Genomic DNA, 15,959 nt, shown 5'->3' on the forward strand with positions numbered 1-15,959 from the left:
ATACGATGTTGTACTCAGAATTACAAACAAAAACGGCAGCCGCGGCTGCCGTTTTGCAGAACAAAAAGATCAGGCAACCATCAGGCAACCAAAGGCAGAATCAGTAGCGCCACGATGTTGATGATCTTGATCAGCGGATTCACCGCCGGACCGGCCGTGTCCTTGTAGGGGTCGCCCACGGTGTCGCCGGTCACGGCAGCCTTGTGCGCTTCCGAACCCTTGCCGCCGAAATGTCCATCCTCGATGTACTTCTTGGCATTGTCCCAGCAGCCGCCGCCGGTGGTCATGGAAATGGCGACGAAGAGGCCGGTGACGATGGTGCCCATCAACACGCCGCCCAGGGCGCGCACGCCGGCACCGGGACCCATCAATGCATTCATGCCGAAAGCGGTGACCACAGGCACCAGCACGGGTAGCAGCGAGGGAATCATCATTTCCTTGATCGCAGCCTTGGTCAGCATGTCGACGCAGGTACCGTACTCCGGCTTGGCCTTGCCTTCCATGATGCCCTTGATCTCCTTGAACTGGCGGCGTACTTCAACCACCACCGCACCTGCAGCGCGGCCGACGGCTTCCATGCCCATGGCGGCGAACAGGTAGGGCACCATGCCGCCGATAAAGAGTCCGATGATCACGGCGGGATCGGAAAGTTCGAATGTCACATGCTTGCCCAGCCCTTCGAGACCGTGCGTAAAGTCGGCGAACAGCACCAGCGCGGCCAAACCGGCGGAGCCGATGGCATAACCCTTGGTCACCGCCTTGGTGGTGTTGCCTACTGCATCAAGCGGATCGGTGACGGCACGCACGCTGTCAGGCAGTTCGGCCATTTCAGCAATGCCGCCGGCGTTGTCCGTGATCGGGCCGTAGGCGTCGAGCGCGACGATGATGCCGGACATCGACAACATCGAGGTCGCGGCGATCGCGATGCCGTAGAGACCGCCGAGTTCATAGGACGACCAGATCGCGGCGCACACCGCCAGTACCGGCCACGCGGTGGCCTTCATCGACACGCCGAGGCCGGCAATGATGTTGGTACCATGGCCAGTAGTCGAAGCCTGGGCGACATGCTGCACCGGCTTGAACTCGGTGCCAGTGTAGTACTCGGTGATGTACACCATGAGGCCGGTAAGAATGAGGCCGATCACGGCGGCGCCATACAACGCAGTGGAACTGACCACATGACCATCCGCCGCCATCAGACCGGCAGGAAGCATATAGTTGGTGATCGGATAAAAGGCGATCAGTGCCATTGCGCCGGCAACCGCGAGGCCACGATACAGCGCGTTCATGATCTTGCCGCCGGGCCGCGCCTTGACGAACATAGTGCCAACGATAGAGGCAATGATCGAGAAACCACCCAGTGCCAGCGGATAAACCACCGCGACCTCGGCCTGCGCCCTGAACAACAGCGCACCGAGCAACATGGTGGCAATGGTAGTAACCGCGTAGGTTTCGAACAAGTCAGCTGCCATGCCGGCACAGTCGCCGACGTTGTCGCCGACATTGTCGGCAATTACCGCCGGGTTGCGTGGATCATCTTCCGGGATGCCGGCTTCGACCTTGCCAACGAGGTCGGCGCCGACGTCGGCACCCTTGGTGAAAATGCCGCCGCCGAGACGGGCGAAGATTGAAATCAGCGAGGAACCAAAACCGAGACCAATCAACGGATGCAATATTTGTTCGAACGGTACATCGGGTCCCGCCCCGGATTTGAGAAAGGCGTAGTAACCGGCAACACCGAGAAGGCCAAGACCGACGACCAGCATGCCGGTAATGGCGCCGCCCTTGAACGCAACGTCAAGCGCCTTGGCAAGGCCGCTGCGCGCGGCCTCAGCCGTGCGCACATTGGCGCGGACCGAGACGTTCATGCCGATAAAGCCGGCTGCCCCTGAAAGGATGGCACCAATGAGAAAACCGGCGGCCGTGGTCCAACCAAGGCCGGGGAGCACTCCGATGATGACAAACAGCGCAATGCCGACCATGCCAATCGTCGTATATTGGCGCTTGAGGTAGGCCTGTGCGCCTTCCTGGATGGCCGCAGCGATCTGCCGCATGCGCTCGTTGCCCGCTGGCTGTGCAAGTATCCACTGGCTCGATATAAAGCCATAGATAACCGCCACTACAGCGCAGGCCAATGCAAAAATCAATCCCGGTGCCATAAACTCCCCTATCAAAATTAAATGAACTAATTCAACTGTTAATTTTAACATGCCACGACAGGAATATCTCGCCCTGCAACTGTCCAAAATCGATCCCCATACCCGGATCGGATTTCGGATGGAAGCATTCAATGGCGAATATAATTCACGCAACTTGCTGACATCCGCTCCATCAAGCGAAACCCTTGAGACACACCCGTATCTATCCCGGACTGTCTCCACAATCCGATCAAACGAAAGGAGTTTCAAATCATGCCGCACGGGAAGGTATTAGTCGCTCAGGGTGGCGGGCCAACCGCCGTCATTAACCAATCGATGGCGGGCGTTGTCCTGGAAGCACGCAAGTTTCGCAACGTCGAACTGGTCTATGGCGCCTATCACGGGGTTTCCGGAATCGTCAATGAGGACTTCCTCGACCTCACCCAGGAAACTAGCCACAACATCGAAATGGTGGCCAGCACGCCCTCCTCGGCGCTGGGTTCAACACGCGACAAGCCCGACCTGCGTTACTGCCAGGAGATATTCAAGGTTCTCAAGGCGCATGACATCGGCTACTTCTTTTACATCGGTGGCAACGATTCCTCCGACACGGTTCGCATTGTCAGCGAAGAAGCCCGGCGCGCGGGCTACCCGCTACGCTGCATTCACATTCCGAAGACCATCGACAACGATCTGGTCGGCAACGATCACACGCCGGGCTTTCCTTCGGCAGCGCGCTTCGTGGCGCAGGCATTCATGGGCGCCAATCTGGACAACGCTTCGCTGCCGGGTGTTTATCTGGCCGTGGTCATGGGGCGCCATGCGGGATTTCTCACGGCGGCATCCGCGCTCGGCAAGAAGTTCCCTGACGACGGGCCCCACCTGATCTATATTCCCGAGCGCACTTTCAACGTCGAGAAATTCATCGCCGACGTCAAGGCCACCTATGACCGCCATGGCCGTTGCGTCATTGCGGCATCGGAGGGTATCCACGACGAAAAGGGCACCCCGATCATCACCCAGTTGTCGAGCCAGGTGGAGCGCGATGCCCACGGCAATGTGCAACTCTCAGGCACCGGCGCCCTGGCTGACCTGTTGTGCGACAAAATCAAGAGCCAACTGGGCATCAAGCGCGTTCGCGGCGACACATTCGGTTATTTGCAGCGCTCGTTCATGGGCTGCGTGTCGGATGTCGATCAGCGCGAAGCGCGGGAGGTCGGCGAAAAGGCCGTGCAGTTCGCCATGTGGGGCAATCGCGATGGTTCGGTCGCCATCAAGCGCACCGGCTTTTATTCGGTCGACTACCACCTGCTGCCGCTGGAAGCCGTCGCCGGCAAGACGCGCGTCATGGAGGACGAATTCATCTCCGCCGACGGCACGGACATCACTGATGCATTCCGCCTCTACCTGCGTCCGCTCCTCGGTTCAGGAATGCCGGATGCGTATCGGCTAAGGCTCAACAAGGTAGACAAAATCCTCAACCCGTCGAAATAAACCTGAAAACTTCAATTCAAGCCACAGAGGACACAGAGAAAATGCGGGTTTTCGGACGATTGCCGCGCTCACCCTCCGGGTGAGATCGCCAGCTTATGCAAGGCATTGTCTTTCCTCTGTGAACTCTGTGTCCTCTGTGGCTAACTGCTTTTTCTAGGATAAAACATCGGGCTGGCGATTGACGCGCGTCAGTCGCCGAAGCAAATCCCGATATCCCGCCCTGTCTGCAAGGTATCGCTGTCCATCGGTACCGCCTTCATGCGCCCCGCCACTTCTTCCAGCGCCACATAGCTCACGTTGGGGAAGCCCAGCGATACCATGATGCCGGTGTGCCCCTCTTCGAGCGCCCGCACGGCGGCGCTGCCGAAGCGCATGGCGGCCAGCCGGTCGAAGGAAGTGGGACTGCCGCCGCGCAACAAATGGCCGAGCACGACCACTCGCGCATCCTTGCCGGTGCGCGCGCGCAACTCCTTCGCGACATGCTCGCCGATGCCGCCGAGGCGTTCGGCCTGGCCGATTTCCGCCGCGTCTACAATCGCCCGCTGCCCGTCGGCGGGTCTTGCGCCTTCGGCGACCACAACAATCGAATACATGCGTCCTTCGTCATCCCGCGCACGAATCTTGGCCGCGACTTTCTCCAAATCAAAGGCGATCTCGGGAATCAGGATGGCATGAGCACTGCCGGCAATGCCGCTATGCAACGCGATCCAGCCCGCATAGCGCCCCATGACCTCAACCACCATCACCCGCTGATGGCTTTCCGCCGTGCTGTGGAGGCGGTCCAGGCATTCGGTGGCAAACGCCACCGCCGTATCGAAGCCGAAGGTGGTAAAGGTCTTGTCCAGGTCGTTGTCGATCGTCTTGGGCACCCCGACCACGCACAGCCCCTTCTGGTGCAGGGCGTTTGCAATCGTGAGCGATCCGTCGCCGCCGATCGAGACCAGGGCATCCAGCTCCTTCATGGCGAAAAAATTCAGTATCTCGTCGCTGCGATCGACATCCCGCGTCGTCCCGTCCGGCATATTCATCGGAAAATGCAGCGGATTACCCTTGTTGGTGGTACCCAGAATCGTACCGCCCAGATGCCCGATACCGCGCACCCTGTCGCGCGTAAGACGGAACACCCCGCCTTCCGCATAGCGCTCGGGAAAGAGGATGCCGTTGAAGCCATCACGAATGCCATAGCATTCCCAGCCCCGGTTGGCGGCGGAGATGACCACGGAACGGATGACGGCATTGAGACCGGGAGCATCTCCGCCGCCGGTGCAAATGGCGATGCGACGAATTGGATTGGTCATGGCAGCGCCCCCGGTCTATTCCTCCGTATCAGACCAGCGCGGCAAAGGCGCTATCGCGCACATCTTCAACCCTGCCCTGTCCCGATATCTTGCGATACTTCGGCGCGTTGGCATCGCCGACAGCAGCCCACTTGGAGTAATACTCGACCAGCGGTTTGGTTTGTGAATGATAGACCGCCAGACGTTTCCTGACGGTTTCTTCCTTGTCGTCGTCGCGCTGAATCAGCGCCTCGCCTGTGACATCGTCATTACCGGCCACCTTGGGCGGATTGAACTTGACGTGATAAGTACGACCGGAGGCGAGATGGACGCGGCGTCCGCTCATGCGCAAGATGATGTCTGCGTCGGGCACATCGATTTCCAGCACGAAGTCGATCTTGACGTCCGCATCCTTCATGGCATCGGCCTGCGGAATGGTGCGCGGGAAGCCATCGAACATGTAGCCGCTGGCGCAGTCTGGCTCCTTCAATCGATCCTTGACCAGGCCGATGATGATGTCGTCGGAAACCAGGCCGCCGGCATCCATGATTTTTTTTGCTTCAATGCCAAGCTGCGTACCGGCCTTGACCGCAGCGCGCAGCATGTCGCCGGTGGAAATTTGCGGAATGCCGAATTTCTCCTTGATGAAATTAGCCTGGGTGCCTTTACCGGCGCCGGGCGGACCCAACAGGATCAGTCTCATGATTGCTCCATATTAAAAATACTTCAGTTTGGGGTCAGTCGAAACGTCTATTCTATGTTTAACCGACGCCTTATCCGGGGTCGGCGTCGCGTTCGAATTGCCGGCGCACGAATTCAAGGTCGGCCGGCGTATCGACGCCGCTGGCCGGTTCCTTCCCGCATTTCACCACACAAATCGTTTCGCCATGCCACAAGGCGCGCAATTGTTCGAGCGACTCCCACTGCTCGATCGGCGCCGGCGCCAGTCTGCTGAAGCGGCGCAGGAAGCCAACCCGATAGGCATAAATGCCGACATGCCGCCATGGTGCATAGCCGGCTGGCAAAGCATCGCGCGACGCAGAAAAACCCTCGCGATGCCAGGGAATCGGGGCGCGCGAAAAATACAGGGCATGCCCCAGGGCATTGGGAACCACCTTGACCAGCGCCGGATTGAACAGATCCTTCGCCTCGGTGATCGGGTAACCGGCGGTCGCCATCGCGGCGGCGGCATCATTAGCCAGTGCCTGCGCGACCTGGGCGACCAAGGCGGGATCGATGAGCGGCTCGTCGCCCTGCACGTTGACCACTATGTCGGCGTCGGCCCAACCCATTTGATCGGCGACCTCGGTAATGCGGTCGGTGCCGCTGGGATGGTCGGCACGCGTCATGACCACGCTGCCACCGTGCGACATGACGGCTTCGGCAACACGTTCGTCGTCGGTGGCGACCCAGATCTCACTGGCGCCGCTCAGCGCGGCCGCCTCCAGCACTCGCACCACCATGGGTTTGCCGCCGATATCGGCCAGCGGTTTGCCCGGCAGACGCGTCGAGGCATAACGTGCCGGAATGACGACCTTAAAACCCGTCATTCGGCTTCGCCCTTGAAAAAGCAAAATCCTTTAGCCATGACCGAAGGAAATCCCCGTGGGACAGAGATCACAGAGGACACAGAGAAAAATAAAACCGGACGTATTTGTTTTGCCTTTGACTTCCTCTGTGCTCTCTGTGTCCTCTGTGGCAAAAGCTTTTGACTTTATGGGTCATCTCAGTTGCTCAATCTCTTCCGCCGTCAGCTTGCGCGCTTCGTCCTCCAGCATGATCGGAATATCGTCGCGCACCGGATAGGCCAGCCGGCACGGCCGGCATATCAATTCCTGTACAGGTTTGCGATAGTCAAGCGGCCCTTTGCAGATTGGACAGACCAGAATTTCAAGCAGGCGCGCATCCATTGATTTTCTCCAATACAAACCGGGCGAGATCGGGCTCCAGCACGGCGTCTACAGGCAGCACCCAGATCGGGAGTTGCGTCAGGTTCAGGCATTTTACTGCATCCTTCTCAGTGGTCAGGATGGCATCAGCCTCAACCCCGAAGTCTTCGGCGCAATAGCGATGATGATCGGAAAAGACGTGCGGCACGAAGCTCAGGCCGAGCCGGGACAAATGATCGAAGAAACGCTGCGGCTCGCCGATGCCGGCAAAGGCATGCAGACGCAGGTTGCGCAATGCAGCCACATCGCATTGCCGGGTCGCATCGCCGAGCAGGGTGAAGTGCGTGCCGACGAGACTCATGCGAAACACCGGCACATCAGCGGCAATGGCGAGGCTGGCTTCGTTCAGCACACAGGCATCGACTTCGCCAAGCCGCGAAGGAGGTTCACGCAAGGGGCCAGCCGGCAGCAGCCAGCCGTTCATGAAGCCGCGCCGGTCGATCACGGCAATTTCAAGGTCGCGCTGCAGCGCATAGTGCTGCAGTCCGTCGTCGCAAAGAATCAACTGGCACTGCGGATAGGCAACGAGCAGCGCGTGCGCCGCGGCGGCGCGATCATGACCGACAAATACCGGGACGCCGCTGCGCCGCTTCAGCAGCAAGGCCTCGTCGCCAGCATCGTCTACCGCACTATCGACGTAAACTTCGCGCGCATCCACCGCACCCGCGCCATAGCCGCGGCTGACGATGCCGGGCCGGCAGCCCATTGCCGTCAGGCATTGCGCAAGATGCAGAATCAGTGGCGTCTTGCCCGCGCCGCCCACGCTGATGTTGCCGATGACCACCACCGGCACAGGCAGGCGCCGCGAGCTGAATATGCCGAATCTATACAGCGCCCGGCGCGCGCCGCTGAGCAGGAAGAACAGCCAGGCGAAAGGCAGCAGCAGCGCCGCAATGCCCCGCTGCAGCCAGATGCGGTGCAGGAAGGCTTCAGCGCCGGCTCTGCTGGGTCGCAAAGGAAATATGTGAAAGCCCGGCCTGCTGTGCAGCCTGCATCACATCAACGACGCTCTGGTGCGTGGTCTTGGCGTCGGCATTGATGATCACGACCGGCTCCTTCGCGGCATTGACGGGTGCCAGACGTTTCAGCGCCACTGCAATCTGGGCCACGTCGCGGCTGCCGATGGGTGCCTTGTTGACCAGCACATCGCCGGTGGCAGTAACGATCACATTGATTTCGCTGGGCTGCTCCGGCACCAGCGACGTATCGGCGGTCGGCAGGTTGATTTCAAGACCGGAGAACTTCGAGTAGGTCGTCGTGATCATCAGGAAAATCAGGATCACGAGCAGAACGTCGATCATCGGAATCAGATTGATCTCCGGTTCTTCGCGCTGCTGTCCTCTCCGGAAATCCATCACTTGCGCTCGCCGTGGATCATTTCGACCAGCTTCACCGCCTGCAACTCCATTTCCACCAGGAAGCTGTCGACCAGGGCACGGAAGTGGCGGTAGAAGATCATGCTCGGAATGGCGATGATGAGGCCGAAGCCGGTGTTGTAGAGCGCCACCGAGATGCCGTGCGCCAGCGCCTGGGGATTGTTGCCCGAAGCCGTGGGCGAACCGAAAATCTCGATCATGCCGACGACGGTGCCGAACAGGCCCATTAGCGGACTGATTGAAGCGATGGTGCCCAATGTCGTGAGAAAACGCTCCAGGTCATGGGCCGCGGCCCGCCCGGCTTCTTCGATCGCCTCCTTCATCACGTCGCGCGAATTCGTGGCATTACGAACGCCAGCGGCAAGCACGCGGCCGAGGGGTGAATGCAACTCGAGCATTTTGAGTCGCTCTTCATTGGAGCCCGATTGGCGATATTCGTTGACAACCCCGGTGAGCAAACCGGGCGGGACAATCTTGCTGCGACGCAGTGCTACAAAACGCTCAATGATCAGCGCAACCGAAATGATCGACGCCAGCAACAGAAACCAGATTGGCCAACCGGCGGCTTCAAGAATGGAGAACACGCGCAACTCCTGGCAGCAAAGAAGCGCACACTTTAGCTCCATGTGTCTTACCGGGCAATCCCGAAAAGACTCTGCTCCATGGTTCAACTCCGTCAATCGCCACCACCCTTATCCACAAAATCTGTGGATAAGCGTGTGCATACCTCCGTGATGAGTCCCGCAATGCAGCTTCCAGACAGCGAATTCATCAATCCGGTGAAAAAAGTGGCGCACCTCAAACCCGATGCATTTCAATTGTTTAACGGAAACACCGCGTAACGGTACGGTTTCACGCGAAGGAATCATGGACTGTGTTTCTCTTCTCCCTTCGCGTAAACTGCGGCGCCATGTCCGCTGAAATCCTTTCCGTTACCGAATTAAACCGCCGTGCGCGGCAAGCTCTTGAACGCGCGCTGCCGTTGCTATGGGTGACGGGTGAAATTTCCAACTTCGTCCGCGCTGCTTCCGGACACCTCTACTTCACGCTCAAGGATGAGGCGGCGCAGGTACGCTGTGCAATGTTCCGCTCGCGCGCCAACCTGGTGCCCTGGCAGATCGTCAATGGTCAGCAGGTGGAAGTACAGGCACTGGTATCGGTTTATGAAGCGCGTGGCGACTTTCAGCTCAATGTCGAAGCGATGCGGCGTGGCGGGCTTGGCCGCCTCTACGAAGTCTTCGCCAAATTGCGCGCCAAGCTGGAAGGAGAAGGCCTGTTTGCCGCCGAACGCAAGCGTGCTCTGCCCGTATTCCCTCGCGCGCTCGGCATCGTTACCTCGCTGCAGGCGGCCGCCCTGCGAGACATCGTCGCCGCATGCCGGCGCCGTGCGCCGCATCTGCCGCTAATCATCTTCCCGACGCCAGTGCAGGGCGATGGTGCTGCAGAGCAGATTGCGCAAGCCATCAACGCGGCAAGTACAACCGGCTGCTGTGATGTGCTGCTTGTCGCGCGTGGCGGCGGCAGCATCGAAGATCTCTGGCCATTCAATGAAGAAGTGGTGACCCGCGCCATCGCGGCCTGTGCCATACCGGTGATCAGCGGCGTCGGGCACGAGACCGATACCACGATCGCCGACTTCGTCGCCGATCACCGCGCCGCCACGCCGACTGCGGCGGCCGAATTGGCCACGACAGGCTGGTTTGCCGCCATGTCCGAACTCGATCAATTGCGCAATGAGTTGCAGAGGCACTTGCGGCGTCAGATCGAAGCGCGCATGCAACGCGTCGACACGCTGTCACGCCGCCTTTTGCATCCACGCCAGCGTCTTGAAAGAATCGCCATGGCGAATGCTTATTTGCGGATGCGGCTCGATGCCGCCATGCGCGGAAAACTCACCCATCACGCTGGCAATCTCGCCACGATGCAACTGCGCCTGCAGCGGCAGCGGCCAAATGTCGCGCTGGCTCATTCAACGCTCGCTGCCAGTGCACAACGTTTTGTGCAGGCACTGCATGCCTCCCTCGGACAACCTCGCCATCGTCTCGACAACGCCGCCGATGCACTCAAGCTGCTCGACCCCAATGCCACGCTGGCGCGCGGTTACTGCATCGTTCGCGATACGGAAGGCAAACTGGTGATTGACAGCGGGAAATTGCGCCCCGGCGATGAAGTTGCGCTGCAATTCGCCAGTGGCGATGCCGACGCACAGATCATCCGCACCCGATAGCTTTTCTCTATACCCTTAATGGTTGTATTGATTCGATTGCAGTCCTACACTGGAATATCGGTTCTTTATCCCTTCAACCATTCGGACAGGAAATAACATGACCTTTACGCTCCCCTCCCTTCCCTACGCCAAGGATGCCCTGGTTCCACACATGTCCGCGGAAACCTTCGAATACCACTATGGCAAGCACCATCAAGCCTATGTCACCAACCTGAACAATCTGCTGCCTGGCACCGAATACGAAAAGTTGTCGCTGGAAGAAATTATCGCCAAGGCGCCGGCTGGCGGCATATTCAATAATGCTGCTCAGGTTTGGAATCACACCTTTTTCTGGAACTGTCTGAAGCCCAATGGCGGCGGCGCTCCGAACGGCGCACTGGCGGATGCGATCAACAAGAAATGGGGGTCCTTCGACGAGTTCAAGAAGGCTTTCCAGACTTCTGCCGTTGGCAATTTCGGCTCTGGTTGGACCTGGCTGGTAAAGAAGACTGACGGTTCGGTAGACATCGCCAATACCGGCAACGCAGGAAATCCGCTCAAGAGCGGCGAAGGCAAGCCGCTGCTGACCATCGACGTATGGGAACACGCCTACTACATCGACTACCGCAACGCCCGTCCCAAGTTCGTCGAGACCTTCCTCAATTCCCTTGTCAACTGGGATTTCGCGGCAAAGAATTTCGCCTGAAAGTTTCCCTATTATTTGGTGAGAATAAAGCCGTAATCGAGAATGGGCACCCCAGCGGTGCCCATTTGTCCTTATGCCCGATCTTCGGCCGGAGCTGACCATCAACTCAGGCCGGTTGATCAACTGCTTCCGCCCCGAAGCAGTCCATTGCCTTTCTTGAAAGCAGCCATTCAACAAAATGCTGCGCTATGGTCTCAGCGGCGCAGGTGCATGCTGTAGCGGCTGAATAGGTCTGAGCAGGTTGTGGCAAAATTAATGCCGACATGTTTTGCGCCCCGGAATAAGACCCCGATGTCGTCTTTGATCATGCTCTTGTTCTCATCAGATATGCCAGCAGTTGTTGCATACACCCGTTTCACCACGGGTTGTCCAAGACCATCCGACATGATGCGCATATTGTTAGGGTGGAAGGCCGTGCCCAAGAACACCGAAATCTCGGATTCCGCTACTGCATTCTTCATCGCATTCAGTGAATCAGTATCCGTGACCTCCTCGGTGTAAGTCCTGAGGTTTGATAAGGTCGAGTGAAGATGTGGGATGGCGGACGATCCAAATGGAACTGTCATCTCGCCGGGCTTATCAAAATACTGACCTACTATGCCATAAGGATGAATTATCTTCAAGCCTGTAACCACTTCGGCGGCCTCTTGCTTCTCGATTGAATAGCGCGCCATCAGGGCGTGCAACATGAAATGTTCGATACAGCGGTCGTAATTGAAGCAGATTACGGCAACGTTATTAAAAACCGTCTTAACTTCGGTGCGCGAGACACCCTGCGTAAGTAGTTCGATAAACGGCATGTACCACGTTTTTTGCAGTGAGCCGAAATTGATGGTGTCACTAATGTTTTCCATTTTGAAGAACAGATGACTAGATTTTTCGGCCTCAAGAATGGATCTGGCAATGGCTATCTTCCCGCACGTTGCCACGTCCGGATCGTCCTGATGGGTATCAATGAAGTCATCTATGGAACCAGCCAGCCCGACACCATCACTAATTTTCCAGCAGGCATGGAGGTAGCGATTTAGGCTTTGCCCAAACTCTTGGCGCATAAAACTAGCGATCTGTGTATCACCGCTTCTAATCTTAGATCCGAAGTCATCAAACTTGATATTCAGCTTGTCGGAGATGATCTTCTTCAACTGTTCCCCCACGGGCAGTTTGACTTCAGCGCTGGCGCCAGCCCCTACGATGAATACAGTCTTTGACTTGATCACCTTGTTTGCTTTTCAAAGCAGGAGTTCATGGGTTTTAATCCTTTATAAAAAGCAAAAGAAAGGCGTATAGCATACGCCTGCCAGTCCCGACTGTCTGCTTTCCGACCACTTCTTCAACGGCAGTTTCTGGCCGGTTGCTGTCATTGTATCGTATCGTCATCTTCGGCCGCTCTGGCTGAAGATCGGGCATAAGGACAAATGGGCACCGCTGGGGTGCCCGTTCTCGATTACGACTTCATTCCTGCTGTTACGGCTTTATTCTTGTGAAAGAATCACACACCCAAGGCCCCGCTTCGTGCGAGGTTTTCGTTTCAAGTCCTTCCTTCCGCTATTGCCCTGGATAACTATAATGACTAGGTAAGTCGCAGTTGATGCTCCGCATGCTATCCATCGCCGCAACAGGACAAGGAGAATGCTCATGCAAAACCCACTCGATTCCCTTACTGGAACAGTCATTGCAGGTCTGGTTCTGACCGCCGCGCTTTATTTCGTTGTCAACATCCTTTTAGCCTAAGGAGAATGGCTATGGAATTCATCACGCTGGGATTGGGCCGCTGGCTTCATATCATGGCAGGCGTAATGTGGGTCGGCCTGCTCTATTACTTCAACTTTGTGCAGGTCGCCGCTCTGGCCGCGGCGGGCAAGGATAATCCACCCACCGGCACCGGCATCACCAAGCATGTCGCGCCACGCGCCCTGCTCTACTTCCGTTGGTCCGCCGTGGTCACCTGGCTGGCTGGCGCGATGATCCTTGGTGCCGCACTGCCCAAGGTGTTCGCCTTTCAGGGGGGCCGGGGCTGTATCCGATCGGCATCGGCGCCTGGCTTGGCACCATCATGTTGTTCAATGTATGGGTACTGATCTGGCCCAACCAGAAGAAGATACTCGGCTTCGTCAGCGCTACCGATGAAGAGAAGACCAGGGCGCGACGGATCGCTTTTCTCACCTCGCGCGTCAACACGATGTTGTCCATGCCGCTGCTATTCATGATGGTGGCCAGCCACGGCGTCTTCCGCGGCGCCGGCATCTTCGGCTAAACAGAAACCCGCCGGATTCTGTTCCTGCAAAAGCCCTTGCCTCACAGCAAGGGCTTTTTTAGTCCACATATTTATGGCTATCGCACTGTCGTGGCGTCGGCGCCAAGCGGTGAGCAAAACCATATTTTGTTGCCCGCGCCGTCAACAAAGCCACCGTCATAAATTCCGCCATCGGGATAGGGCTGCACCGGATTGCTGACGGGACGCCGCGTGCCGCCAATTCGTGCTCTGTGTCGGCGGCAAGCCGCGTCAGGAAACTTCTAAACTCGTTGCGCCGAGTACACTCCCGGCACTTTCCTCAACAGCCCCAGTACCCGTTTCAAGACCGCTATGCCATTCATCTCGACAGTGAAATTCATGCGCGCCGTGCCATCCTTGCTCGATAAGGTCTTCACCGCCGTGACATTGATTTTTTCGCGCGACAGCAGTTCGGAAATGTCGCGCAGCAGGCCCTGGCGATCGTGCGCTTCGATCTGCAGGTCGATCGCATAGACGCCCTCGCTTGCCTTGCCCCACTCTGCAGCAATTACGCGCTCGGGATGCTGTTTGGCGAGATGGCGGAAATTCACGCATTCATTGCGGTGGATCGATACTCCGCGCCCGCGCGTGACGAAACCGAGAATCGCATCGGGCGGCGCCGGCTTGCAGCAGCGGCCGAGCTGGGTCATCAGCTTGTCCACGCCGACCAGCAGCACCTGACTGTCGCCGGCGCGGCTGCGCTTGGTAATAACGTCGGCCGCCGGTTCCGGCACCGGCGCTTCAGCGCGCACGGCAAGCTGAATCTGGCGCGGGCCGAGTTCGCCGTGACCTGCCGCGGCAAACATGGCATCGACATTGCGAAAACCGAGTTTGCCCGCGAGTTCGTCCAGGTTTATCTGGGTCTGCCCTTCGCGCTGCAATTCGCGTGCGATAAAGGCGCGGCCCTGTACCAAAGTCGCGGCGCTCTCCTGTGCCGAGAACCATTGCCGCACCTTGCGCCGCGCGCCCGGCGTGGCGAGATAGCCTTGTGCCGGATTGAGCCAGTCGCGCGACGGTCCCCCCTCGCGCACCGCGCTGATTTCAACCGTCTGGCCATTGGCAAGCGGCCGGTTCAGCGGCCACATCTGGCCATTGACGCGTGCACCGCGGCAGCGATGTCCGAGATCGGTATGCAGGCGATAGGCAAAATCGATCGGGGTGGCACCATGAGGCAGGTCGACCACGCGCCCCTGCGGCGTCAGGACGTAGATCGTGTCGTCAAGCGCGGCGCGCTTGAACTGTTCCACCCAGGCCGCCGAATCGGTCACTTCGTCGCGCCAGGTGAGCAGTTGCCGCAACAGCGCGATCTTGTTGTCGTATGACGAATCGGCAATCGTCGGCACGTTGGCCTCCTTGTAGCGCCAGTGCGCGGCAACACCCAGTTCCGCGTGCTTATCCATCTCGCGCGTGCGAATCTGCACTTCCATTGAGCGGCCGTCTTCGGCCACCACCGCGGTATGCAAGGAACGATAGTCGTTGCTCTTGGGCTGGGCGATGTAGTCATCGAACTCGCCCTCGATGGGCGACCACAACTGATGAATGATGCCGAGCGCGGCGTAGCAGTCCGCGACTTTCCCGACAATGATGCGCAATGCGCGCACATCGTAGACCTGCTCGAAATCGAGCTGCTTGGTGCGCATCTTGTTCCAGATGCTGTAGATGTGCTTGGGCCGGCCAATGACTTCGGCATCGATACCGGCCACCTTGAGTTCGCGCTTGACGCGTTCGATCACATTCGCGATGAATTGCTCGCGTTCGATGCGGCGCTCGTCAAGCATTTTCGCGATACGTTTGTAGGTGGCCGGCTCCAGCAGGCGCAACGAGAGATCTTCCAACTCCCACTTGAACTGCCAGATACCGAGCCGGTTGGCGAGCGGCGCGAAGACATCGAGGCTTTCGCGCGCGAACAAGTCAGCCGCCGGGCCACCCTGACCGAAGGAAACCCCCGTGGGACAAGACTGACTTGGCCCCCCTGGGTGGCGGCTGAGGCCGGCAGCCGAAGCCGGGGGCACAACTGATTCCTCGCGCAGCGGTGTTTCATGGTCCACCAGCCAGCGCAGGGTCTGCGTGCGCGAGGCAAGCCGCAACAGGACGACGCGGATATCGGCCACCATTGCCAGCATCATCTTGCGCAGGACTTCGGTCTGCTGCACCATGCTCTCCTGCTCGTTGCGCACTACCAGGCGCAGCGGCGCCAGGCGTTCGAGTCCGGTCACCAGTTCCGCCACGGCAGCACCATAGCGCTGCGTAGCCACATTGTTGAAATCGGGCACAGTGTCGTCGATATTGAACAGCAAGGCCGCGATCCGGGTATCCAGATCGAGGTCAAGCCCGGCCAGGATCACCGCCATCGCCTGGGCATGCGGCAACACCGGTTCGCCGGTACCCAGCTTGCGTTCGCCATAAATGCCGGACACCCAGTTCCAGGCGTCGAGCAGCTTCAGCCGTGCCTCGTCATTCAGGCCGCGGGCAGCAAGGCCGAAAACTTCTCTATCCTCGCCCTTGGTGGGCAGCGCATGAACGACGGAGACCATGGGCCTG

At 58.6% G+C, this 15,959-nt stretch carries 13 protein-coding genes and 1 pseudogene; 4 read left to right on the forward strand and 10 right to left on the reverse strand.

Annotated features, from left to right (window positions below):
• Positions 1-80 precede the first annotated feature (80 nt).
• A complete protein-coding gene (locus tag K5E80_RS08660) occupies positions 81-2,159 on the reverse strand; it encodes a sodium-translocating pyrophosphatase (protein ID WP_220635771.1) in 2,079 nt (692 codons plus the stop codon).
• Positions 2,160-2,411: 252 nt separating this feature from the next.
• On the opposite strand from K5E80_RS08660, the gene K5E80_RS08665 reads away from it, so the two are divergent.
• Entirely contained in the window at positions 2,412-3,632 is a 1,221-nt protein-coding gene (locus tag K5E80_RS08665; RefSeq protein ID WP_220635772.1) for a 6-phosphofructokinase, read from the forward strand.
• A gap of 188 nt (positions 3,633-3,820) precedes the next feature.
• Here K5E80_RS08665 and K5E80_RS08670 read toward each other — a convergent pair whose 3' ends face one another.
• The 7 genes from K5E80_RS08670 to K5E80_RS08700 form a co-directional block, all read right to left on the reverse strand.
• Entirely contained in the window at positions 3,821-4,930 is a 1,110-nt protein-coding gene (locus tag K5E80_RS08670; RefSeq protein ID WP_220635773.1) for a 6-phosphofructokinase, read from the reverse strand.
• 28 nt (positions 4,931-4,958) lie between these two features.
• Positions 4,959-5,612, reverse strand: a complete 654-nt coding sequence (gene adk / locus K5E80_RS08675; RefSeq protein ID WP_220635774.1) for an adenylate kinase — start codon at positions 5,610-5,612, stop codon at positions 4,959-4,961.
• A gap of 70 nt (positions 5,613-5,682) precedes the next feature.
• Positions 5,683-6,459: a 3-deoxy-manno-octulosonate cytidylyltransferase gene (gene kdsB / locus K5E80_RS08680; RefSeq protein ID WP_220635775.1), complete on the reverse strand. Its 777-nt coding sequence runs from the start codon at positions 6,457-6,459 to the stop codon at positions 5,683-5,685.
• A 171-nt stretch (positions 6,460-6,630) separates the two neighbouring features.
• Positions 6,631-6,819 carry a Trm112 family protein gene (locus K5E80_RS08685; RefSeq protein WP_220635776.1) on the reverse strand — a complete coding sequence of 63 codons (189 nt, stop codon included), beginning with the start codon at positions 6,817-6,819 and terminating at the stop codon, positions 6,631-6,633.
• Complete coding sequence (gene lpxK, locus K5E80_RS08690; protein ID WP_246590923.1) at positions 6,800-7,813, reverse strand: tetraacyldisaccharide 4'-kinase; 1,014 nt, start codon at positions 7,811-7,813, stop codon at positions 6,800-6,802. The genes K5E80_RS08685 and lpxK overlap by 20 nt, the downstream gene beginning before the upstream one ends.
• Positions 7,788-8,213 (reverse strand): ExbD/TolR family protein, encoded by a 426-nt coding sequence (locus K5E80_RS08695; protein WP_220635777.1) that lies wholly within the window; start codon positions 8,211-8,213, stop codon positions 7,788-7,790. The genes lpxK and K5E80_RS08695 overlap by 26 nt, the downstream gene beginning before the upstream one ends.
• On the reverse strand, positions 8,213-8,818 hold the full coding sequence (locus K5E80_RS08700) for a MotA/TolQ/ExbB proton channel family protein (protein ID WP_220635778.1): 606 nt from the start codon (positions 8,816-8,818) through the stop codon (positions 8,213-8,215). Before K5E80_RS08700 ends, K5E80_RS08695 begins: the two co-directional genes overlap by 1 nt.
• 326 nt (positions 8,819-9,144) lie before the next feature.
• Here K5E80_RS08700 and xseA point away from each other — a divergent pair, with 326 nt between their 5' ends.
• Together xseA and K5E80_RS08710 are read left to right on the forward strand one after the other, a co-directional pair.
• A complete protein-coding gene (xseA, locus tag K5E80_RS08705) occupies positions 9,145-10,461 on the forward strand; it encodes an exodeoxyribonuclease VII large subunit (protein ID WP_220635779.1) in 1,317 nt (438 codons plus the stop codon).
• A 97-nt stretch (positions 10,462-10,558) separates the two neighbouring features.
• Positions 10,559-11,146: a superoxide dismutase gene (locus tag K5E80_RS08710; protein ID WP_220635780.1), complete on the forward strand. Its 588-nt coding sequence runs from the start codon at positions 10,559-10,561 to the stop codon at positions 11,144-11,146.
• Between the two features lie 194 nt (positions 11,147-11,340).
• Here the strand turns inward: K5E80_RS08710 and K5E80_RS08715 are convergent, their stop codons facing one another.
• Positions 11,341-12,363: a hypothetical protein gene (locus K5E80_RS08715; protein ID WP_220635781.1), complete on the reverse strand. Its 1,023-nt coding sequence runs from the start codon at positions 12,361-12,363 to the stop codon at positions 11,341-11,343.
• A 519-nt stretch (positions 12,364-12,882) separates the two neighbouring features.
• Between K5E80_RS08715 and K5E80_RS17190 the strand changes: the two are divergent.
• A pseudogene (locus tag K5E80_RS17190) lies at positions 12,883-13,400 on the forward strand (urate hydroxylase PuuD).
• Positions 13,401-13,660: 260 nt separating this feature from the next.
• Here the strand turns inward: K5E80_RS17190 and K5E80_RS08725 are convergent.
• Positions 13,661-15,952, reverse strand: coding sequence for a RelA/SpoT family protein (locus K5E80_RS08725; protein ID WP_220635782.1), 2,292 nt, complete (start codon positions 15,950-15,952; stop codon positions 13,661-13,663).
• Positions 15,953-15,959: the final 7 nt, after the last annotated feature.

Source organism: Georgfuchsia toluolica (assembly GCF_907163265.1).
Taxonomy (GTDB): Bacteria; Pseudomonadota; Gammaproteobacteria; order Burkholderiales; family Rhodocyclaceae; genus Georgfuchsia; species Georgfuchsia toluolica.